This is a genomic window from Streptomyces sp. MS06 (assembly GCF_047200655.1).
Taxonomy (GTDB): Bacteria; Actinomycetota; Actinomycetes; order Streptomycetales; family Streptomycetaceae; genus Streptomyces.
Window position 1 is genome coordinate 15021 of the sequence record NZ_JBJZOJ010000075.1, and the last position, 21122, is coordinate 36142.

21 protein-coding genes are annotated in these 21122 nt (G+C 72.5%); 16 read left to right on the top strand and 5 right to left on the bottom strand.

Translation table 11 applies throughout. The annotated features are described in order from the left end of the window. Nucleotides 1-188 precede the first annotated feature (188 nt). The 10 genes from argJ (at nucleotide 189) to ACL02U_RS29170 (ending at nucleotide 11400) form a co-directional block, all read left to right on the top strand. Complete coding sequence (gene argJ, locus ACL02U_RS29125; protein ID WP_412793988.1) at nucleotides 189-1352, top strand: bifunctional glutamate N-acetyltransferase/amino-acid acetyltransferase ArgJ; 1164 nt, start codon at nucleotides 189-191, stop codon at nucleotides 1350-1352. 367 nt (nucleotides 1353-1719) lie between these two features. After that, nucleotides 1720-2502 (top strand): hypothetical protein, encoded by a 783-nt coding sequence (locus ACL02U_RS29130; protein WP_412793969.1) that lies wholly within the window; start codon nucleotides 1720-1722, stop codon nucleotides 2500-2502. Nucleotides 2503-2828: 326 nt separating this feature from the next. Beyond that, on the top strand, nucleotides 2829-3179 hold the full coding sequence (locus ACL02U_RS29135) for an NADH-quinone oxidoreductase subunit A (protein ID WP_412793970.1): 351 nt from the start codon (nucleotides 2829-2831) through the stop codon (nucleotides 3177-3179). Further along, nucleotides 3170-4747 carry a hypothetical protein gene (locus ACL02U_RS29140; RefSeq protein WP_412793971.1) on the top strand — a complete coding sequence of 526 codons (1578 nt, stop codon included), beginning with the start codon at nucleotides 3170-3172 and terminating at the stop codon, nucleotides 4745-4747. The genes ACL02U_RS29135 and ACL02U_RS29140 overlap by 10 nt, the downstream gene beginning before the upstream one ends. Then, nucleotides 4740-5669, top strand: a complete 930-nt coding sequence (locus ACL02U_RS29145; RefSeq protein WP_412793972.1) for an NADH-quinone oxidoreductase subunit H — start codon at nucleotides 4740-4742, stop codon at nucleotides 5667-5669. Before ACL02U_RS29140 ends, ACL02U_RS29145 begins: the two co-directional genes overlap by 8 nt. Before the next feature lie 67 nt (nucleotides 5670-5736). Next, nucleotides 5737-6300: an NADH-quinone oxidoreductase subunit J gene (locus ACL02U_RS29150; protein ID WP_412793989.1), complete on the top strand. Its 564-nt coding sequence runs from the start codon at nucleotides 5737-5739 to the stop codon at nucleotides 6298-6300. Beyond that, on the top strand, nucleotides 6297-6602 hold the full coding sequence (locus tag ACL02U_RS29155) for an NADH-quinone oxidoreductase subunit NuoK (protein WP_412793973.1): 306 nt from the start codon (nucleotides 6297-6299) through the stop codon (nucleotides 6600-6602). The genes ACL02U_RS29150 and ACL02U_RS29155 overlap by 4 nt, the downstream gene beginning before the upstream one ends. Continuing rightward, the gene (locus ACL02U_RS29160) at nucleotides 6599-8470 is read left to right on the top strand and encodes a proton-conducting transporter membrane subunit (RefSeq protein WP_412793974.1); all 1872 of its coding nucleotides are present in this window, start codon (nucleotides 6599-6601) and stop codon (nucleotides 8468-8470) included. Before ACL02U_RS29155 ends, ACL02U_RS29160 begins: the two co-directional genes overlap by 4 nt. Nucleotides 8471-8476: 6 nt before the next feature. Then, the gene (locus tag ACL02U_RS29165) at nucleotides 8477-9982 is read left to right on the top strand and encodes a complex I subunit 4 family protein (protein ID WP_412793975.1); all 1506 of its coding nucleotides are present in this window, start codon (nucleotides 8477-8479) and stop codon (nucleotides 9980-9982) included. Further along, nucleotides 9979-11400 carry an NADH-quinone oxidoreductase subunit N gene (locus tag ACL02U_RS29170; protein WP_412793976.1) on the top strand — a complete coding sequence of 474 codons (1422 nt, stop codon included), beginning with the start codon at nucleotides 9979-9981 and terminating at the stop codon, nucleotides 11398-11400. The genes ACL02U_RS29165 and ACL02U_RS29170 overlap by 4 nt, the downstream gene beginning before the upstream one ends. A 117-nt stretch (nucleotides 11401-11517) precedes the next feature. On the opposite strand, the gene ACL02U_RS29175 is transcribed toward ACL02U_RS29170, so the two are convergent. Together ACL02U_RS29175 and ACL02U_RS29180 are read right to left on the bottom strand one after the other, a co-directional pair. Continuing rightward, nucleotides 11518-12732: a metallophosphoesterase gene (locus ACL02U_RS29175; RefSeq protein ID WP_412793977.1), complete on the bottom strand. Its 1215-nt coding sequence runs from the start codon at nucleotides 12730-12732 to the stop codon at nucleotides 11518-11520. A 285-nt stretch (nucleotides 12733-13017) separates the two neighbouring features. Beyond that, on the bottom strand, nucleotides 13018-14100 hold the full coding sequence (locus ACL02U_RS29180) for a helix-turn-helix transcriptional regulator (RefSeq protein WP_412793978.1): 1083 nt from the start codon (nucleotides 14098-14100) through the stop codon (nucleotides 13018-13020). Between ACL02U_RS29180 and ACL02U_RS29185 the strand changes: the two genes are divergently transcribed. From ACL02U_RS29185 to ACL02U_RS29195, 3 genes are read left to right on the top strand one after another with little or no spacing between them, the layout of a single operon-like run. Beyond that, complete coding sequence (locus ACL02U_RS29185; RefSeq protein WP_412793979.1) at nucleotides 14081-14863, top strand: SDR family oxidoreductase; 783 nt, start codon at nucleotides 14081-14083, stop codon at nucleotides 14861-14863. The genes ACL02U_RS29180 and ACL02U_RS29185 overlap by 20 nt on opposite strands. 52 nt (nucleotides 14864-14915) lie before the next feature. Beyond that, nucleotides 14916-15824: an SDR family NAD(P)-dependent oxidoreductase gene (locus ACL02U_RS29190; protein ID WP_412793980.1), complete on the top strand. Its 909-nt coding sequence runs from the start codon at nucleotides 14916-14918 to the stop codon at nucleotides 15822-15824. 24 nt (nucleotides 15825-15848) lie between these two features. After that, complete coding sequence (locus ACL02U_RS29195) at nucleotides 15849-16064, top strand: tautomerase family protein (protein WP_412793981.1); 216 nt, start codon at nucleotides 15849-15851, stop codon at nucleotides 16062-16064. Between the two features lie 218 nt (nucleotides 16065-16282). On the opposite strand, the gene ACL02U_RS29200 is transcribed toward ACL02U_RS29195, so the two are convergent. After that, nucleotides 16283-17008 (bottom strand): SDR family oxidoreductase, encoded by a 726-nt coding sequence (locus tag ACL02U_RS29200; RefSeq protein ID WP_412793982.1) that lies wholly within the window; start codon nucleotides 17006-17008, stop codon nucleotides 16283-16285. A gap of 104 nt (nucleotides 17009-17112) precedes the next feature. Here ACL02U_RS29200 and ACL02U_RS29205 point away from each other — a divergent pair, with 104 nt between their 5' ends. Continuing rightward, complete coding sequence (locus tag ACL02U_RS29205; protein WP_412793983.1) at nucleotides 17113-17952, top strand: LysR family transcriptional regulator; 840 nt, start codon at nucleotides 17113-17115, stop codon at nucleotides 17950-17952. 126 nt (nucleotides 17953-18078) lie between these two features. Here the strand turns inward: ACL02U_RS29205 and ACL02U_RS29210 are convergent, their stop codons facing one another. Together ACL02U_RS29210 and ACL02U_RS29215 are read right to left on the bottom strand one after the other, a co-directional pair. Beyond that, on the bottom strand, nucleotides 18079-18843 hold the full coding sequence (locus ACL02U_RS29210) for an ISAs1 family transposase (protein ID WP_412793990.1): 765 nt from the start codon (nucleotides 18841-18843) through the stop codon (nucleotides 18079-18081). Further along, on the bottom strand, nucleotides 18780-19247 hold the full coding sequence (locus ACL02U_RS29215) for a transposase family protein (RefSeq protein ID WP_412793984.1): 468 nt from the start codon (nucleotides 19245-19247) through the stop codon (nucleotides 18780-18782). The genes ACL02U_RS29210 and ACL02U_RS29215 overlap by 64 nt, the downstream gene beginning before the upstream one ends. Before the next feature lie 226 nt (nucleotides 19248-19473). On the opposite strand from ACL02U_RS29215, the gene ACL02U_RS29220 reads away from it, so the two are divergent. Together ACL02U_RS29220 and ACL02U_RS29225 are read left to right on the top strand one after the other, a co-directional pair. Next, nucleotides 19474-19764, top strand: coding sequence for a hypothetical protein (locus tag ACL02U_RS29220; RefSeq protein WP_412793985.1), 291 nt, complete (start codon nucleotides 19474-19476; stop codon nucleotides 19762-19764). Further along, nucleotides 19764-20849: a hypothetical protein gene (locus tag ACL02U_RS29225; RefSeq protein ID WP_412793986.1), complete on the top strand. Its 1086-nt coding sequence runs from the start codon at nucleotides 19764-19766 to the stop codon at nucleotides 20847-20849. Before ACL02U_RS29220 ends, ACL02U_RS29225 begins: the two co-directional genes overlap by 1 nt. Nucleotides 20850-21122 lie beyond the last annotated feature (273 nt).

Below are 21122 nucleotides of genomic sequence, written 5' to 3' on the forward strand. Positions count from 1 at the left end.
AGCGCCCGCACTTCACGGTCGCGGTGGCCGTGTCGATGGTCGGTGCGGACTCTCCTCACTCAGAGATGGAATATTTATGCAGAAGATGTCCCGCCCCGTCGTGCTGTGACTGGTGAAAAAGCCTGCGTACTTCGCTGCCCGGCTTGGCAGAATGTGCAGTGATCAGAATGTTCATTCATCGAGAAGGAATGTGGACCATGACGATCACGGGCCCGAAGGGCTTTCGCGGGGTGACCAGGAACATGGGGCTCAAGGACGCCGAGGACGACTTCGCGGTCGTCGTCTCCGAGGTGCCCGCCCGCTCCGCCGCCGTGTTCACGCGTTCGCGCTTCGCGGGACCGAGCGTCGTCCTCAGTCGCGAGTCGGCGCCCGGCCGGCGGGCCCGCGGCATGGTCGTGCTCTCCCGGAACGCCAACGTGGCGACCGGCGAGGCGGGCAGGGACAATGCCGTCGAGGTGCGCCGCAGGGTCGCCGGGATCGTCGGCATCGACCCCGGGGAACTGGTCATCGGCTCCACCGGGGTGATCGGCCGCCCCTACCCGATGGGGAGCATCCGGGAGGGCCTCGACGCACTGTCCTGGCCGTTCCCGGAGGCGGACTACCCGGCGGCGGCCGCGGCCATCATGACGACCGACACCCGCCCGAAGAGCTCCAGCGTTCCGGTCGGCGAGGCGGTCCTCACCGGAATCGCCAAGGGCGTCGGCATGATCGAGCCGGACATGGCCACCCTGCTGACGTTCTTCTTCACGGACGCCGACATCCCGGCCGCCGAACTCGACGCCCTGTTCCGGCGGGTGATGGACCGCACCTTCAACGCGCTGAGCATCGACACCGACACCTCCACCAGCGACACCGCCGCGATCTTCGCCAACGGACTGGCCGGCCCCGTCGACCTCGCCGAGTTCGAACAGGCCCTGTACACGGTCGCGTTGCGCCTGGTCCGCGACATCGCCTCGGACGGCGAGGGCGCCGGCAAGCTCATCGAGGTCCGGGTCACGGGGGCCCGCGACGACGCCCAGGCCAAGCGGGTCGGCAAGAGCGTCGTCAACTCGCCCCTGGTGAAGACCGCCGTGCACGGCGCCGACCCCAACTGGGGCCGGATCGCGATGGCCATCGGCAAACTCCACGACGAGACCGACATCAGCCCGCACCTCGTCCGCATCTGGTTCGACGACCTCCCCATGCACCCGGAGGAGCCGGGCGACGCACTGCTGGAGCAGGCCTCCCGGTACCTGACCGGCGACGAGGTGGTCGTCCGGGTGGACCTCGGCATCGACGAGGGCGCGTTCACGGTCTACGGCTGCGACCTCACCGAGGGCTACGTGAAGCTCAACGCCGACTACACCACCTGAGCCGGCCGCGGCGGGGCACGGTCCGTCGGAGCCGCGCCCCACAACTCGCCACGGGCCGGATGCGACGGTGCGCGGCGCCGTCCCCGAGCGGGCCGCGCGGCAGGCCGGTTCCCGATGGGGCGGGCCGGGCTGCCGGTCGGCCGGCGGCCGGCACGGCACCGCGGCGAGGTCGGCATCGGCAGAACGACACGGTGCCGGAATGCCCGAGGATCCTCGTCCCCGGCGCCGGATGCCCGAAGAGGCCGATCTCCGGGGGACGTGGGCCGGACGGCCCGTGAGCCGGCCCCCCGGACGGTGCCAGGCTCGGAACCGTGCAGGCGCGGTCCGCACGGGCGGCCGCGGCCGGATCGACGGCGGAGTGAGGATCATGAATCGTAGGCGGACCGATGCGGTACTCCTCGCATCCCTCGCCCTGGCGGGCGCGGTGGCCCTCGGCGGGTGCGGAGCGAGCGGCGACGCCACCGGACCCGGCACCCCGTCGGCGACGTCGACGGCGCCCGGCAGCGCCCCGTCCGACCTGGCGGGCGGCGGACCCACGCCGTCGGGGCCGACCAGCGGATGGGGACCGGGCATGTGGGGCGATGACGAGAGCCCCGGCATGATGGGCGGCGACGGCGGTTCCTGGGCGCCGGGCATGATGGGATCCGGCATGCGGGGCAACTGGTGGCTCGCGGGCGACGGCCATCCGGTGCGTACGCTCGACCGGGCCCGTGAACGGGCCACCGCCTTCGCCGACCGGCTCGGCCTGCGGGTCGGCGAGGTCATGCAGTTCACCCGCAACTTCTACGCCCAGTTGGAGACCGGCGCCGGCCGCCAGGCCACCGAGGTGCTGGTCAACCCGGCCGACGGTGCCGTGCAGATCGAGTACGGGCCGGCGATGATGTGGAACACCGACTACGGCATGCACCACGGCAGCCGGAGCGGCACCGACGTGTCGGCCTCGCAGGCCCGGGACATCGCCCGGCGATGGCTCCGGGCGCACGGCACCACGCTCACCGCGGGCGACCCGGAGTCCTTCCCGGGCTACTGCACCCTGCACACCCTGCGATCGGGGCGGATCACCGGGATGCTGTCGGTGAACGCCGCCACCGGCCAGGTCTGGTACCACGACTGGCACGGCGACTTCGTGCGCATGGACGATCACCGATAGTCGTGCCGCCCCGTCCGCCCCCGGTGGCGCGTTGCGGACCGGGCCGACCACAGCCGCCCGAACGGCTCCCCGCCGCAGTCGTATTTGCCCTCCGGTGCGGCGCGCCACCCCCTTGTTCGGTGCCGTGGCCGTGATCCTCGGAGGGTGCGGTCCGCCAAAGGGGTTTCCCATGCCCCCAGGGGGTATGCGACGACCGTGACGGAAGTGGAGAGGAGCGCGGAGATTTCTGCTCAGGCCGACATCCCGGACCGCGTGGTCCGGCCGGGGGCCTCGATCCGGGGGGACCGAACGCGTCCTCCTGCGGCCTGCCGGGGCGGTGACGCGGGATGAGCGCTGTCACGGCGACGCTGTCGCTTCTGGGGGTGGTACTGCTCGCTGTCGGCGGTGTCTACGGGGCGGCCCGAGCGGTGCGTCTGTCCGCCGACCCCGTCACCGCCCTGCCGTTCGGGTCGGGACTGGAGCCGGTGGAGCACGCGGTGAGCCGGTTCCATGTGCGCTGGTACACCGTGACGATGCTGTTCCTGGCCTTCGACATGGAGATGGTGTTCATGTACCCGTGGACGCTGGTGATCTCCGCCGTGGGTCCCGGTGCGGTGATCGAGATGTTCCTCTTCCTGGCGCTTCTGCTGGCCGGGGTGGCCTACGCCTGGCGGGAGGGCGCACTGCGATGGACGTGACCGGTCTTGCCCTGCGCGCTGCCGCCGTCCGCCCTCACGTGCTGCTGGTCACCCTGCCCGGGGGGACGGCGGCGCGGCTGGAGGCCGAGCGCCTGGTGCGGCTGAGGGACTGGCCGCCGGCCGTGACCCCGGCCGGGGCGGATCTGCTGCTCGTGCTCGGACCGGACCGCCCGGACCTGCGAGCGGCGGTGGACCGGCTCTGGCGGGACTTCCCCGGCCCCCGAGCGCGGGTGCACGCGCCCGGCGCCGCCGATGTCGAGGCCGCGCTGGAAGCCGGTCGGGCCCGGCTCGCCAACCCTGCCCGGCAGCGCGGCCGGCTCGGGGAACCCGACGCGGACGCCCCGGACGGAGGCGAGGGCGGTGAGGGCGGTCCGCCTGCGCGGGCGCCCTCCGGCGGTGCGGGGGACGAGGGCGCCTCGGGCGTGCACGGCAGGCGCGGTCACGAGGACGGTGCCCGTCAGCCTGACGCGGCCGGGCGGCACGGGGCCGGCCGGGGCGACTCGGGCATGAGCCATAGTGCCGCCGAGGAGAGCCGCAACCATCACGACGGGGACGCAGACGGAGACGGAGACGTTCACGGCGACGCCGGTCACCTGGGCCACGGCGGCCACGGGGAGCACGGCGGCCACGGGGAGCACGGCGGTCACGGGGAGCACGGCGCTCACGGGAGCCACGGGAGCCACGGGAGCAGCCACGGGAGCCACGGGGGTCATGCCGGTCACGGGGGCCATGCCGGTCACGGGTCCGGTGACATGGCGAACCCGGGCGGGTTGCCGATGGCCGGGCAGGCCGAGGACCGCGACGGTCTGACGCTCGACCGGTTGCACGTGCCGCTGGGGCCGTTCCTGGACAGCTGGCCGGCCGGCCTGACGATCCGCCTGGCCCTGCAGGGAGACGTCGTGCAGGAGGCCGAGGCCGAGGCCGAGGTCGAGGAGCCCGCACGTCCCGGCACGGCGGCCCGGGAGGCGTTCTGGGTGCAGCCGTGGCTGCGTGCGGCGGCGGGTGAGCCGGTGAGTGCGGGCGAGGCGGCCCGCCGGCGGGCCGCCTCGCACCTGGACAGTCTGGTGCGACTGCTGTCGGTGGCCGGCTGGCCCGCCGAGGCCGTCGCGGCGGGGCGCCTGCGCGACGACCTGCTGAGCGGGGCCCCCGGTGACGCGGTCACGCCTCGGCTGAAGCGTTTCGCCCGTCGGGTCGGCCGGTCCCGGACGCTGGCCTGGCTGACCCACGGGATCGGCCGGTTGAACACCGCGGACGCTCGTGCCGCCGGGGTGAGCGGGCCGGCGGCTCGTGCCGGCGGTGACGTGACTGACCGCTACCGGCAGTGGCTGGCCGACGTCCGCCGCGACGTCGGGCGGCTGGAGGAGCCGTCACCGCTTCGACCGGCCGTCGACGACAGCCCCCGTGGACGCTGGCGGGACGACAGGCCGCCGTCGGCCGCCCTGGTCGCGCTGCTTCCGGGGCTGCTGACGGGGTCGGAACTGGCGGCGGCCCGTCTCGTCGTGGCCAGCCTCGACCCGGACCTGGACGAACTCACCGCTGCTCGGAGCGGGGTGGCGGCCCGTGGTTGAGGCCGGTGCGTGGTGGACGCTGCTGGCGGCGCCCGCGACGCTGCTCACCCTGGCCGGCCTGGCGGTGGCCGGCGAGGCGCTGCTCGACGCCCGTGACGCGGGCCGGCCCGTCCGCGTCGCCCTCCTGCTGGGTCCGTTCGCCGACGTACCGCGGGCGCTGCTGGCACGACCCCGGAGCCTGCCGGCCCCGGACATGTGGCTGTGGCGGGCCGGTGCGGTCATCGTGCCGGTGGCCGCGGTCCTGTCCACGCTGGTGATCCCGTTCGGCGGCGTGGCGGTGGCCGACGTGTCGGTCGGGGTGGTGTGGTTCAACGCCATGGAGGTGCTGACCTGGGCCGGGCTGTGGCTGGCCGGGTGGGGGCCGAACGCGGCGTTCTCCCTGGTCGGCGGCTACCGCTTCGTGGCCCAGGGGCTGGCGTACGAGCTGCCGCTGATGTTCGCCCTGATCTCCGCCGCGACCGGGGCCCGGTCCCTGCGGGTGGCCGACATTGCCGCCGCTCAGCACGGTCTGTGGTACGCGGTGTGGATGCCGTTCGCCTTCGTGGTCTACCTGGCGGGAGTGCTCGCGTTCAGCTTCCTGGGGCCGTTCGCCTACCCGGCCGGGCGCGACATCGCCGACGGCGTGCTGGGCGAGACCTCCGGAGTGGACCGGCTGCTGCTGCGGGCCGGGCGACGGCTGTGGCTGGCGGCCGGAGCGGCGATGGCGGTGCCGCTGTTCCTGGGCGGTGGCGCCGGCCCCGGGCTTCCGGCCTGGGCCTGGCAGACGGCCAAGACGCTGCTGGTGCTGGGGCTTCTGGTGTGGCTGTCGCGACGGCTGCCGGTGCTGCGCGCCGACCGGTACGTGGAGCTGGCCTGGGTGGTGCTGCTCCCGCTGGCCGTCCTGCAGACGCTGGTGCCGGCCGTGGCCGCCCTCGATCCCTAGCGGGACGACCGCGGGACGACCGCGGGACGACGTCGGGACAACCTGTGGAAAGGAGCGAGCCGTGGACGTGACGAGCACGGTACTGCTGTGGGTGTGGGGTGTGCTCGCCGTGGCCGGCGGTGTCCTGGTGTTCATCCTCAACTCCATGGCCCGGGTGACCTTCGCGCTGCTGGGGTCCCTGATGTGCGCGGGCGCGGTGGTGGCGTTGCTGGGACTGCCGTATCTCGGCGTGGTGATCGTGCTGATGATGGTGATGGAGATGGTGATCATGGCCGTCTTCATGATCGCCTACATGATGAACCCGGCGGGTCTGATGCCGATGTCGATGCTGCACAACACCCGCGGCGCCCTGCTGATCAGCGGCGCGGTGTTCGCCGCGATGGTCACCGGGATCTTCCTGGCGCCCTGGCCCGACCGCTCGGGAGCACCACCGGAGGACTCCACCGTCCAGGTCGGCATGTCCCTCATGGGCGATCAGATGCTGACCATGGTCACACTCGGGTTGGTGCTGCTGGCCACCATGGTCGGCGCCACCGTGCTCGCGACCCGGCGGGGACGCTACGACCGCTTCGGCGACGACCTCGACCAGCGGCCCGCGAAGGACCCCGTGGGCGGGGGCGTGGGCCGGTGACGTTCGAACTGCTCCTGGTCCTCGCCGCCGCGCTCTTCTGCACCGGCCTGTTCGGCGCCCTGTCCCAGCAGTCCATCGTCATGATCATGATGGGGATCGAGCTGATGATCGGCGGAATCATCGTCGCCGCGGCGGACTTCTGGCACTTCCAGGCGCCGGCAGCCGGCAGCGGCCAGGTGGTCATCGTGGCGGCCGTGGTGGCGATGGCGGTGGAGATGGCCATGGGCTTCGCCGTCACGACCGCCATCTACCGCGCCCGGCAGGTCGACATGACCGACATGGCCGAGGAGCTGCGGGGATGAGCGCGGTGCTCTGGCTGCTGGTCTCCCTACCGCTCGGCGGGGGAGCCCTGCTCGCGGTGGCCGGGCCGCGCGTCGACCGGCACGCGCCCGCCGTCGGCGTGTCGGTCGCCGTCGCGGCGCTCGGTACGGCGTCGGCCGCCGCCGCGACCCGTCCGACGGCCGGCGCGCCGCTGTTCGCGGGCATGGAGGCGGGACTGGCCGTGGACGGCCTGTCCGCGGTGATGGTCGTCACCGTCACCGCGGTCACCACCGCCGTCCTGGTCTTCGCGACGGGGGAGTTGGGCGCGGAGGAGAACCGGAGGCGCTTCTTCGGGCTGATGCTCCTCTTCGCCGGCGCCATGCTCGTCACGGTCACGGCGACCACGCTCCCGCTGCTGCTGATGGCATGGGAACTGATGGGCGCCACCAGTTGGGCACTGATCGGCTACTGGTGGAGGCGGCCCGAACGGGCCGCGGCCGCCGACGTCGCGTTCCTGGCCACCCGCACCGCCGACCTCGGTCTCTACCTGGCCGCCGGCGCCGCCGTCGCCGGGGGCGTCGGAGGACTGCGCCTCGACACGCTGACCGCGGCGGCCCCGCACTGGCGGCACCTGGTCATCGCCGGCATCGTCGCGGCAGCATTGGGCAAGTCGGCGCAACTCCCCTTCTCCTTCTGGCTGTCACGGGCCATGCAGGGCCCCAGCCCGGTGTCCGCCCTGCTGCACTCGGCGACCATGGTCGCCGCCGGCGCCTACCTGCTCCTGCGGCTCGACCCACTGCTGGCGGCGGACGGCTGGGCCGGACCGCTGGTCGCCTGGACCGGTGCGGCCACCGCTCTCGCCCTCGGCCTGGTCGCCGTGGCCCAGACCGATCTCAAGCAGCTCCTCGCGGCCTCCACCTCCGCCCAGATCGGCTTCATGGTGCTGGCCGCGGGCAGCCGCGGCGTCGCCGCGGGCACCACCCAACTCGTCGCGCACGCCGCCACGAAGTCGGCGCTCTTCCTGGCCGCCGGTGCCTGGTTGACGGCACTGGGCACGAAGCGGCTGACCGCCCTGCGCGGGGCGGCGCGCACCTACCGGACCGTCGGCGCGGCCTTCGTCCTCGCCGCCCTCACCCTGGCCGGGCTGCCACCCCTGTCCCTGTGGGCGGCCAAGGACGAGGTCCTCGCCGCAGCACGCGCCGAGGGCACCGGGCTGTACGCGGTCGGTCTGGCGGCGGCGGCCGTCGCCGCCGTCTACAGCGTGAAGGCCGTCTGGTACGTCACCCGCCCGCTCCCTCCCGACGCGCGGTCCGGCTACGACACCGAGCAGCACGGGACACGCAGGATCGCCCGTACGACACCGCTCCCGCTGCTCACCCTCACTCTCGCCGCGGCCGTACTGGGAGTGGCGGCCCTGCCGGGGCCGGCGTCCTGGCTGAGGCGGCTGGTCGGCGCCGAGGGCGAGCCGTCGCCCGCACCGTGGGAGCTCGGCCTGTCCGCCGGCGTCGCGTTCGCCGCCGCGGGGCTCGCCTGGTGGCGGGCGTCCCGCCCGGCGCCCGCACCGGGCGCCGCCGTGCGCTGGGCGCACGGATGGCTCGGCCTGGAACGGGCCGCGCAACTCGCCGTGGTCCGCCCCGTCCGGCGCCTGGCCGGGGCACTGGCGGTCTTCGACGACCGCGTCGTCGACGGCGCCGTCCGGCAGACGGCCCGCGGTGCACTGGCAGCGGCACATGCGGTCCGCCGGCTGGACGACGAGGGAGTCGACGGTGCCGTCCGGGCGGTCGCCGCCGGCACGCGGAGCCTGGGCCGCTGGGCACGGCGGCCGCAGACCGGCCTGCTGCACCAGTACTACGCACAGGCCGCCGTCGGCTTCGCCGTGCTCGTCCTGATCATCCTGTTGGTGAGGTAACCCCCTGTGCTGAGCGTCGTCACCTTCCTGCCGCTGCTGGCGTCCGCGGTGCTGCTGCTCCTGCCGCGCACCGTCCCCGACCGGGCGTACATCTGGACGTGGATCGCCACCGCGGTCGCCGACCTCGCTCTGGTCGCCGCGGTGTGGGCGGGCTTCGACACCGGCGGGGGGATGCAGTACGAGCAGCGCGTGCGCTGGATGCCCAGCGCCGGCGTCGGCTACCACGTGGGCGTGGACGGACTCTCCCTGCCCCTGGTGGCGCTGACCTGCCTTCTCTTCCTCGCCGTCGCGGTGTACTCGCTGCGCGGGCAGCAACGTGTGCGCCCCTACGCGTGCCTGTTCCTGTTCCTCCAGACCGTCAGTGTGGGCCTGTTCGTCGCCCTCGACCTGATCCTCTTCTTCGTCTTCTTCGACCTGTCGATCGTCGGCATGTTCTTCGTCATCGCGGGCTGGGGGCACGGCGAACGGGCCCGCGCCGCCGCGCTGAAGTTCTTCCTCTACACCTTCGTCGGCTCCCTGGCCCTGCTGCTGGGCTTCATCGGCCTGTACCTGGCCGCCGACCCGCACACCTTCGACATCGCGGACCTCACCCGGACCGACCCGCTGTCCGGCCACGGCCTGTACGCGGGCCTGGTGCTGCTCGCCGTCGGGGTGGGGCTGGCGGTCAAGACGCCCACCGTGCCCTTCCACACCTGGCTGCCCCCCGCCCACACCGAAGCCCCTGCCGCCGGCTCGGCGATCCTGGCCGGAGTGCTGCTGAAGATGGGCACCTACGGGTTCGTCCGCATCGCCATGCCCCTGCTGCCGGGAAGCTGGCGCCGCTACGCGCTCGCCGTCGTGATCGTGGGCACCGTGTCCGTCGTCTACGGGGCCCTGGTGGCGCTGGCACAGACCGACTTCAAACGCATGATCGCCTACACGTCGGTCAACCACATGGGCTATGTCGTGCTGGCGGTCGGCGCCGCCGGGACGCTCGCCGGAAGCGACGCCCGGGCCCGCTCCCTCGCGGTGACGGGCGCGGTCACCCAGATGGTCAGCCACGGTCTGATCACCGCGGCGCTGTTCCTGCTCGCCGGAGTGCTCCGGGACCGGGGCGGCACCTACGCGATGGACGCCTACTCCGGCCTGGCCGCCCACACCCCGCGCTTCGCGGCCGTCACCGCCGTCGCCGCGTTCGCCAGCCTCGGCATCCCCGGATTCTCCGGCTTCATCGCCGAGTTCCAGATCTTCACCGGCAGCCTCGGCTCCCGCACGATCGCCACCGCCATCGCCGTCACCGGCATCGTCCTCATCGCGGCCGTGTTCCTGACGGCCCTGCGGCACATGTTCCTCGGCGCCTCGCGTCTGCCGCAGTCCCTTCCCGCGGGCGGCATCGCGGACCTGAAGGCGACCGAGACGCTGTCCACCGTCACCCTGCTCGCCACCGCCCTCGTCATCGGTGTCGCACCGCGCTGGCTGCTGAGCGTCATCGAACCGGCCGGCCGTACGCTGACCGGCCTGGTGGCGCGATGAACGAGAACCCGGCCGCCCTGGTCCCCGAACTCGCCCTCGTCGGCGCCGCGGTCATCGGCCTGCTGGCGGGCTCCTGGCTGCCCCGCCGCCGCCAGTGGACCGTCGCCGTGCTCGCGGCCACCGCCTGCGGGGCAGGCCTGGCGGCGACGGCCGTCACCATGGCCGGGCACCACGAACAGACCGTGTTCTCGGACGCGTTCGCCGTCGACACCGCCACCGACGCCGGCCGGGGCATCGTCCTCGCGGCCCTGCTGCTGATCATCGGCATGTCCGCCGAGACCGTCCACCGCCACCGGCGCGAGACCGAGTACTGGGTGCTCCTGCTCCTCACCGGGGCCGGTACCCTCGCCCTCGTCGGCGCGAACGACCTCCTCATGCTGTTCGCCGCCTACCTGCTGGCCAGCATCCCCGCCTACGCGCTGGTCGCCTTCGCCAAGGACGCCTCCGGCACGGAAGCCGCCCTGAAGTACTACCTGATGGGCGCCCTGCTCGGCACCGTCATGCTCGCCGGTATCGCGCTGCTGTACGGCGCCGGCCACAGCGTGCGCTACCGCGAGCTCGGCGCCGCGCTGCCCGCCGCCCCCTACGGCCCGGTCGCGGTCGGACTCGTCGGCGTCCTGGCCGGACTGCTGTTCAAGGCCGGAGCGGTCCCGGCCCACTTCTGGGTGCCCGACGCAGCCGACGGCGCCCCCGCCCCCGTCGCCGCCTACGTCACCACCCTCCCCAAGATCGGCGCCCTGGTCGCCCTGTACCGCCTGCTCCACCAGGCACTGCCCGGCAGCGACGTGAACTGGCCACTGCTGCTGGCGATCACCGCCGCGGTCACCATGTCCCTGGGGAACCTGGCCGCCTTCTTCCAGACCTCCGTCAAGCGGCTCCTGGCGTACTCCGCGATCAGCCAGGTCGGCTACCTCCTGATGGCGCTGTCCGTCGCCTCCCGCACCGACCTGGCCCAGCGGAGCCTGCTATTCTACCTGGCCGCCTACGCGGTCACCAACCTCGGGGCCTTCGCCGTCGTCACCGAACTCCCCGGCGCCCGCTCGTTGTCCGACTACCGCGGCCTCGCCGGACGGCGCCCCGGCCTCGCCGCCGTGCTCGTCGTCTGCCTGCTCGGCCTCGTCGGCACCCCGCCCACCGGTGTCTTCCTCGGCAAACTGGAGGTGTTCAGCGCGACCGTCGACGGCGGCTACACCTGGCTGGCCGCCCTCGCCGTCGCCAACACCGTCGCCTCCCTCTTCTACTACCTCCGCTGGCTCGGCCCCCTGTTCCGCACCACCGACGCCGCCCCCGCGGAGACACACACGGTCCTGGGACGCTGGTCGGCAGCCACCGCCTACGTGTCGGCCGCGCTCTCGGTGGCCCTCGGCGTCGCCGGGGAGGCGGTCCTCCCGCTCGGCGCCGGGCCGCTGCAGCGCTGAGGCGCGCCGTTCGCCCCGGAGTGAAAGGCGCCCGCGGCCTCGACCACCGTGACGGCACCGGAGACGGAGCGTGCAGCGGCCCCCCGCCTCCGGCGCGCGGGGACGCGGCCGCTACGGCTAGGCGGGCCGCCGCGGAGAGCGGAGCACGAGCAGGGTGATCTCGCTGGGGGCGAAGACGCGGAACGGCGGGCCCCAGAAGCCGGTGCCGCGGCTGGTGTAGAGAATGGTCCGGCTGCCGTGGTGGCTGAGGCCGGCGAGGGCCGGCTGGTCGAGGCCGACCAGGTGGTGGAAGGGCCAGATCTGGCCGCCGTGGGTGTGCCCGGAGAGCTGCAGGTCGATGCCGGCGGCCGCCGCCCGGTCGACGAACTTGGGCTGGTGCGCCAGGAGCAGGACGGGCAGGTCGGGGTCGGCACCGTCCAGGGCCCCCTCGAGGTGCGCGCCATGGCCCTCCAGACCGGAGGCCTCGGCGGTGACGTCGTCCACACCGGCGACCACCAGGGTGTCGCCTCCCTGTTCGAGCAGCAGATGCCGGTTGCGCAGCGGCTCCCAGCCCAGCTCGTCCATCAGGTCGACCCACCCCTGGGCCTCGCTGTAGTACTCGTGGTTGCCGGTCACGTACACCCGGGCCCGGGTCGCCCGCACGGTACCGAGGGGGGCGGCCTGGGCGCGACGGCGGTCGGCCGTGCCGTCCGCGATGTCGCCGGTGTGGCAGACCAGATCGGCTTCCAGCGCGTTCACCGCCTCGCACACCCGTGCCGACCAGCGAGCGCGATCGAGCGGGCCGTAGTGGGTGTCGGTGATGAGGGCGACGCGGGTGCCGTCCAAGGCGGCACCCAGGCGGGGGAGTTGCACGTCCAGACGACGCACGCGCGGCACCCGGCGGGCCTCGGCGTACCCCCAGGCGAGCAGCACGGCGCTCACGCCGAGGACGGCCCAGGTGACGATGCGGGCCCGGTCCTGGCTCCCGCCGACGCCGGCCAGGGTCAGGGCGAGCCGCAACAGGACGCCGAGCAGAACGGACCACGTGAACAGAACCCAACCGGTGCCCAGCAGGGTGTCACCGACGATCGCCGCCCCGTCCTGCTGGCGCCGGCCGTGGCCGCGCCCCATCGCGAACGGCATACCGACGAGGCCGAGCGCGAACAGCGCGGTGCCGGTCAGCGTGACGGGCAGCGGCCAGTGCTGGCCGCCGTACAGGAGCACCCAGCAGGGCACGGCCCACAACAGGACGGGGGCGACCAGGGGGATGTAGCGCATCACGCGGCGCAGTCGGCTCCGCCGCGCCGCCCGGGCCTCGTCGTCGGCGGATCGGATGCTGCTGGTGGCGGTCATGCTTCCCCTCCCTGACCGGGCTGCCGTCCCGCGCACTGTATCCGGTCGCCCCCGGGCCGGCCGGACGGGCGGGCACGAAGACACCCCGAACCGCCGGTCAGAGCTGGGCGGGCAGCCCCGGGGCAGGTGGGGACCCTGCTCCGCGCCGGGACCGAGCCATGGCACGGCCCTCCCGTCACCCGGCCCGGCAGGCGCTCCCGCCGCACCGGCCGAAACCCCGAGTGCCTCCCGTACGAGGTCCCGCGTGCAAGGGCAGGGCGGCGGACGCCACCTGCCCGGCCCCGCTCAGGTCCGCAGCCGTCCGGAGGCTTCCGTGCCGTCCAGGTCCTGCGTACCGATGACGGAGAGGAGTTCCAGCTGGGCGGCGCCTTCGGTGCCGGGTGGGGCGGTGAACCACAGCAGACGCTGGCAGCCGTCCTCGCTGAACAGGCTGTGGCAGTCGAGCTCGATGACGCCCAGGGCGGGATGGACGACGCGTTTGTGGTCGGTCCTGCGCAGGGCGACGTCGTGGGTGTCCCAGAGACCGGCGAACTCCGGACTGCGACGCCGCAGCTCGCTCACCATCCGCTCCACCTGGCGGTCGCGGCCGCGTCGGGCGCTGACCGCCTGGAGGTCGGCGACGAAGACCCGGGAGTGATGCGGGTGGTCCTCGGCGGGGTAGACGGAGCGGGCGTCGAGGTCGGTGAACCAGCGGTAGACGAAGCTTGCCGCGGGGCCGCGCACCGCCGGGGGCCGACCGACGAGTGCGGCGGCCAGCGGGTTCTGGACGAGGGTTTCGTGCAGGTCGGTGATGACCTGGGCGGGGGTGGTCGTGAGCCGGTCGAGCAGCCCGAGCAGACCGGGCTGGACGTGCGCGGCCGGTCCGTGGGCCGCGGGGGGAACGGGGCGCTCGGCGAGGTGGAACAAGTGGTCGCGGGCATCGCCGTCCAAGCGCAGGGCCCGGGCGAGGGCGGCCAGCACCTGCGCGGAGGGCTGGGCGCCGCGTCCGCGTTCGAGCTCCGTGTAGTAGTCGGCGGACAGACCGGCCAGCTGGGCGACCTCCTCGCGCCGCAGGCCGGGAACCCGGCGCCGGGGCCCGGTGGGCAGTCCCACCTCGGACGGGCGGATCCGGTCGCGCCGGGACTTCAGGAATGCGGCGAGTTCGGCGTGGTTCACAGCTCCCATGGTCGCGCGCACCGGTGCGCTGAGCCAGGGGACGCCGACCCCCGGGTGAGGACAGCCCTGGCTGGGGCCGGAACACCCGCCCAGGCTGGAGTCGCAAGCACGGCGCCGCCGACGGCGACGCAGGCGCCTCCCGCCGCGTTCCACCCGTCCCGGCACCTCCCATCCGGCCTTCCCGGGAGCCCCCATGTCACCGCAGGAAACCATGCAGAGCCGTGCCGCGTCCGGTCACGGCACCGACCAGCCCCGCGTCGCCGTCGTCACCGGCGGTTCGCGCGGTATCGGACGCGAGACGGTGGGCCGACTGGCCGCCGACGGATTCGCCGTCGTCATCGGTTACTCCGGCAACCGGGATTCGGCCGAGGCCGCCGTCAAGCAGGTCACCGGCATGGGCGGCCGGGCGGTCGCCGTGCAGGCGGACGTCGCCGACGAACAGCAGGCGGCCACGCTGTTCACCGCCGCCGAATCCGAGTTCGGCGGCGTCGACGTCGTCGTGCACGCAGCCGGGCGCATCCACCTGGCCCCCGTCGCCGACCTGGACCTGGCGGAGCTGGACGCGCTGCACCGGACGAACGTCCGCGGCACCTTCGTGATCGCCCAGCAGGCCGCCCGGAGGATCCGCGACGGCGGCGCGGTCGTCACCTTCTCCACGTCCGTGGTGGGCCTGGCCTTTCCCGGCTACGGCGCCTACAGCGCGAGCAAGGGCGCCGTCGAGGCCCTCACGTTGATCCTCGCTCGCGAACTGCGCGGCCGGAACGTCACGGTCAACGCCGTCGCCCCCGGTCCCACCGCCACCGACCTGTTCCTGGAGGGCAAGGACGAGGAGACCATCGCCCGCCTGGCCGCGCAGCCCCCACTGGAACGCCTCGGCACCCCGGCGGACATCGCCGGGGTGGTGGCCTTCCTGGCCTCGCCGGCCGGCCACTGGGTCAACGGCCAGGTCATCCGTGCCAACGGCGGCATCGCGTGACGGCCTCGCCTGCCCGGCCTCTTCCCTCCCCGCTCATTCCCTGAGGATCCGTATGCCCCTTCACCAACCCGGAACCGTCCTGCTGACCGGGGCCTCGAGCGGCTTCGGCGCGCTGACCGTACGCGCACTCGCCCGTGCCGGCCACACCGTCTACGCGGGCATTCGGCACACGGCCACCCGCAACGCGCCGGCCGTGGCCGACCTGAAGCGCTACGCCACCGAACACGACGTCGACCTGCACGCCGTGGAACTCGACGTCACCTCCCAGGATTCCGCCGACGACGCAGTCGCCCGCGTTCTGGCCGGCCACGGCCGACTGGACGCGGTCGTCCACAACGCGGGGCACCTGGCCACCGGTCCGGCGGAGGCATTCACCCCCGACCAGCCGGCGCACCTGTACGACGTCAACGTGCTGGGTGCCCAGCGCGTCAACCGTGCCGTGCTGCCGCACCTGCGAGACCGGAACGAGGGGCTGCTGGTGTGGATCGGCAGCTCCAGCACCCGCGGCGGCTGCCCGCCGTTCATCGGACCCTACTTCGCCGCGAAGGCCGCCCTGGACGCCCTGGCCGTCAGCTACGCCGCCGAGATCCTGCGCTTCGGCATCGACACCGCCATCATCGTCCCCGGTGCCTTCACCTCCGGCACCAACCACTTCGCCCACGCGGGCACGCCCGCCGACACCGCCCGGGCCGCCGCCTACGACGAACGCTACGGCGCCCTGCTGACCGGCCTGCATGAGCGACTGGCCGCGCTCGTTCCGCCGGACGCGGACGCCACGCAGGTCGCCGACGCCGTCGTACGCCTGGTGGACATGCCCGCCGGCACCCGGCCGCTGCGTACCCACATAGACCCCGGCCGCGACGGCAGCGAAGTCGTCTCCGCGGTTGCGGACCGCGTCCGCGCCGACTTCTTCCGCCGCATCGGTCTGGACGACCTGCTCACCGCAGGCAGCTCCCTGTAGTCCCTTCCTGGAAAGAGAACCACCATGCCGTTCGCAAACTTCAAGGTCCCCGCCGGAACCCTCGACGAGAAGCAGAAGGAGCAGATCGTCACCCGCGCCACCGAGCTGTACGTCGAGATCTACGGCGAACGGGCCCGCGCCAACACCATGGTCCTGGTCGAGGAGGTCACCGACGGCGGCTGGGGCATCGGCGGCAACGTCCTGACCCTCGCCATGCTCCAGCAGACGCCCGAGGACTGACCCCCGGCTCACCCGGTCCCCGGCTCACCCGGCGCCCGGACCTGCGCACCGGCCGGTGTTTGCCGGCCGGGCGCAGGTCCGGCCGCCCGAGTCGCCGGCGGAACCGGCGTGGTCCCCGGCGGCGAGTGCGGGCGACCGACCACGGACGGCGGACGACCGCTCCGGTCAGCACCTCCGAGGTACCGGCGAACCCGTCCGCGTCCTCCGGTTCGAGGACGTCACCAGGGCACGACTCCCTTGTCGTCGAACATCTGACCGGTCGGCCCGCCGTCGGGCAGACCCGCCAGCCGGATGGCGATCGCCGCGCCCTGCTCAGGGGTCTCAGTACCGCTGAACCCGTTGAGATCGGTGGCCACATAGCCGGGGCAGGCGCAGTTGACCAAGACGGTTGTGCCGCTCAGTTCCTTGGCGTACTGGATGGTGACCGCGTTGAGGAAGCTCTTCGTCGGCGCGTAGGCCCCGCTGATCCCCCCGAGGTCGACACCGGGCGTGGACTGCAGGGCCAGAGAGCCGACATGGCTGGACTGGTTGACGATCCGCGGGTGCGCCGAGCGGCGCAGCAGCGGCAGCACCGCGTTGGTGACCCGGATGACGCCGATGACGTTGGTCTCCACCAGCCGCCGCACGGTGTGCGGGTCGACGGCCGACGGTTCCTCCGGCCAGCCGCCCGCGATACCGGCATTGTTGACCAGCACGTCGAGGCGCCCCGCCCGCTCCTCAAGCAGCCGGGCCGCGGCGGTCACGCTTCCGTCGTCGGTCACGTCGAGGGGCACTCCGAACGCGTCCGCACCCGCCGCCCGCAGTCTCGCCACGGCTTCCATACGGCGCCGCTCGTCCCGGGCGCCGACCCCGACGCTCCAGCCCAGCGCGCCCAGCCCGGCCGCGATCTCGTGCCCGATTCCCTTGTTCGCGCCGGTGACCAGCGCGATCGTCTTCTCGCTCATGACAGCGAGGATGGCCGCGCTGCGGCCGGGCACCAACACCGTTTCGGCAGCGCGGCGATACCCGCACGGCATCGATCCGCCCTCGCCGCGGCTACGGTGGACGCATGGAGATGCGCGAGCTGCGGTACTTCGTCGCCGTCGCCGAGGAACTGCACTTCGGCAAGGCCGCCCAGCGCCTGGAGATAGCCCAGCCGGCCCTGTCCCGCGCCGTCGCACGACTCGAAAGACGACTCGGGGTGACGCTGCTGCAGCGCACCAGCCGCAAGGTCACCCTCACCGGGGCCGGGGCCGTACTGCTGTCCGAGGCGCGCGCGATCCTCGGCGCGGCAGCCGCGGCCGAGCGGCGCACCCGGCAGGCCGGGCAGCGCCGCCCCCGCCTCGTCCTCACCGTCAAGTCCGGCACCGGCGGCGACTTGCTGGCCGAACTCCTCGACGCGTACCGCACGGAGCCCGGCGCGGCCACCGTCGATCTGCTGCTCTGCGAGGCGCATCAGCACCGGGAACTGCTGCGGAGCGGTCAAGCCGACGTAGCCCTGCTGCACCTGCCCTTCGATTCGGCCGCCGGACTCGACACCGAAGCGCTGTGCACCGAGGGACAGGTGGCGATCCTGCCCGCCTCTCACCCGTTCGCCGCCCGCTCCCGGCTTCGGACGGCCGAGGTCACCGAGCTGCCCGAACTCCCGATGGCACGCTGGCCCGGCCCGGACGGCAGCCCCCCGGAGGGAACGGGCCCGGAGGTACGGAACCTCACCCAGCTCCTCCAACTCATCGCGCTCGGCCGTACCACCGTGATCGTCCCCGAGTCCGTCGCCACCGACCTGCGCCGGGACCTCTCCGCCGTGCCGGTCCTGGACGCCCCGCCCGTGACCACGGTGATCGCCTGGCCGCCGCAGAGCCGCCTCCGCGCGGTCAGCGACCTGATCCGCGTGGCAACAGGTCTCTGACCGGCCGGTGGCGGATGCGGGCGGTGGGGTGGAGCCGGACTCGGCGCAACTCGAATGCCCGGCACCCCGACGTGCCGGCATCCTTCTCTCAGCAAGGATTCCTTGCCTGATCGGCGCAGGGCTTGATCAAGTTCCCTGAGGGTCGTGGTTGTTGGTGATGCCCAGGAGTGGGAGGGCTCGTTCGGGCTGGTCGCGGATTGCCCGGGTGGTCTTGGCGATATTGGCGGCTCCGAGGGTTTTGAGCAGACCGATGGCGAGGTTGCGGAAGGTGGCCATGGCGCGGGGTGCCGATCCGGTGTGGACGGTGGAGGTGTCCTCGGCGAAGGTGCGGTCTCTGATGTTGTGCTGGGCCTCCACTGTCCAGTGACCGCGGACGGCGGCGGCGAGTTCGGCCGGGGTGGCCTGGTGGGCGTCGAGGCTGGTGACGGCGTAGACCGTCTCGCGGGTTTCGCGTCGCCCGGTTGACCGGTGGACGCGGAGGGCGAGGCGGGCGTGAGGGAAAACGATGCCGCCGAGTTCGTCGGCGATGGAGCAGGTCTTGACGGAGCGGGATTCGTGGCGGCCGTGTCCGGTGCAGGAGGCGGTGTGCTGGACGGCGACGTCGGGCCAGGGCAGGGCGGCAAGCTGCCGGTAGGCGGTCGGCTGGTTGCGCTTGATCATGGCGATGTAGTGGGCGTTCTTGGTCTCGACCAGCCAGGTGACGTTCGCCTTCACCGAGTGCAGGGCGTCGAAGGTGATCAGCGTTCCGTCCAGGTCCAGCGGTTCGAGCAGGGGCCGGAAGTGCGCGGTCTCGTTCGTCTTCGCTCCGACCTCCGTCTGGGCGAGGGTCAGGCCCGGTGGTGGGTGACGGCGGAGAGCAGGTGCCTGCGGCCGGCGGACAGGCGGGCCGATCCTCTCAGCGACTTGCCGTCGACGGCGATCACCTGCCGTTGCTCCGAAGCCGGTCCCGCAAAGTTCCGGCCGGCGAGGTAGGCACCCACGGCCCGGTCCAGGGCGTCACCGTCGACGGCCGCCAGCACACGGCCGATCGTGGTCCGCGAGGGAGCACGACGCCACCGCAGCGGATGCCGTCGGACTCCGACGGCCGTCAGCACGGTGTCCGAGGCCCGCGCCGCCCACTCGGTGATCTCGTCGACGCTCCTGGCTCCCGACACCGCCGCGCAGGCGCAGACGAGGAGGATCGCGGTCAGCGAGTACCAGCGACCCCGCCTCGCACGCGGGTCGGGCACCAGATTCAGGAACGTCCGCAGGTCAGCGACTTGGCCGATGTCCAGCGGACCCAGCCTCACCAACACCGGCGGGATGCGAGAGGATACAGCGGCAGGCACGGGCCACCTCATGATCGTTGAGCTTCGACACCCCAATGATCACGAAGCCCGTGCCTGCTCTGGTATGCACCCCAACCGGTCACGGCCCGACCAACCGCCCGACCCCGGAACTCGCCCAAGCCCTGCCCAACTCGGTGGCAAGGGCAGGCTGGACAACGAGGCGACCTGCGGCCGGTCCACGAACGCCAGTTCCATGGACGCCACGGATCCCGGCCGCGCCGGGAGCATGTACGAATTTGAGACCGCCACTGAGCAGGAAGTGCGCAGCGGCGCCGAAGTCCATTACCACGTGCAACCGATGTACGAAGGAAACCGCACGGTGCCGTACGCTTTCGTGATGGTCGCGGCGAGCACCACCGGGGAACTCCGCGCCGACGTCGTACCCAATGTGATCTACAGTCCTGTCCAGGACGCATGGGTGAACATTGGCCTCACATCCTGCTCCTCCTGCACGCATCCTGTGCCGACGCCCGGAGTCCGGTGATGGTGGCGGGAAAGGAAGAAGAGATGCATCCGTCCGTTCGGCAGCTGACGGAAATCCTCGCGCCACCCACGGCGGGCGTCGAGCCTCTGGCCTGGAGCGGCATCGAGGCCGAGTGGGGAACGGCATTCCCACGCGACTATCGCAACTTCATGGAGATCTACGGGCAGGGAAGCATCGACGACATCGTCTCCATCGCTACCCCCGAGAGCCGGGCCGGGGAACCAGGCGTGCTCACCGTGCGCAAGATGACTCCTACGACCGCACATACATGCCGCACCTACTACGGTGAAAGACAGTTCCCCGCCTGGCCGTCCCCGGGGGCACTGCTCGGATGGGGCGTCACCCCGATCGGCTTCGATCTGCTCTGGCGGGTGACCGGATCCGACCCGGACGAATGGACCGTGGTCGTTTCCGCCCACCGGGACAGCAGGGCATTTGAATTCCCCTACGGAATGGCAGAATTCCTCGTTCGTATGCTGGGGGACCCGCTGGATCGGCCCATCGGTCTCCGAGGCATCCTCGGCCATCCGCATTCGCGTTTCCTGCGGGCTCAGGAGGAGCACGCCTTGCTGAGTAGCGGGCATTACCCCTGGGAGTACGTGGACGAATTCTGGGAGGAGCGCGAGCGCGAGGAGCAGGGCCCGGCCAGCTGGATCTCTGGGCCGGGCCGGCCTCCTGGCGACTTCCCTCCGGTTCCCCGGATGACGCTCGAGGGCTTCGGAGCGGATGGTGACGCACTGCGGATTTCTGCGACCCTGGACGTGGAACCCAGTGGCCCTGTGTCGGCGAGGGTGTCCATAGAGTCACCCGATGGCACTGTCCTGGACCGAACAGGTGTGGAAGTGGCGGTCGAGCGGGTGAACGGCCTGCTCGTGCTCGACATCCGGTTGCCGAAGGCGATGAACGAAACCGGCATGACATGGCGGGAGATGGTGGACGCCATGAGCCGGGAGGAGGACTGGAACATGGACGTGTCGGTTCAGGACCCGGCGATCAGTGCGGTCCGTGCCGGGCAGGGCATCGTCGTCGGGCCGGGCATGCAGGAGAGCACGGTCGACATCGCCATGACGATGTGGCCTGAGTAGTGAGAACCCTGCGCACGCCTGGGTGAACATCGGACTCACCTCCTGCACCTCCTGCACGAATTCCGTGCCGACACCGGGAGTCCGCTGATGGCGCCGGGAAAGGAAAACGACATGCATCCCGCAGTCCGGAAACTGACACAGCTCCTCCCGCCTCCCTCGCAGGGCCAGGGCTCCGGCAAAGTCGTTGATCACGCTGCCAGGAGCAGGTTGATGGGGCGGTCGGTGTTGCGGGCGTGATGGCGTAGGGCGGCGGCGATGTTCTGGTGTCCGTCT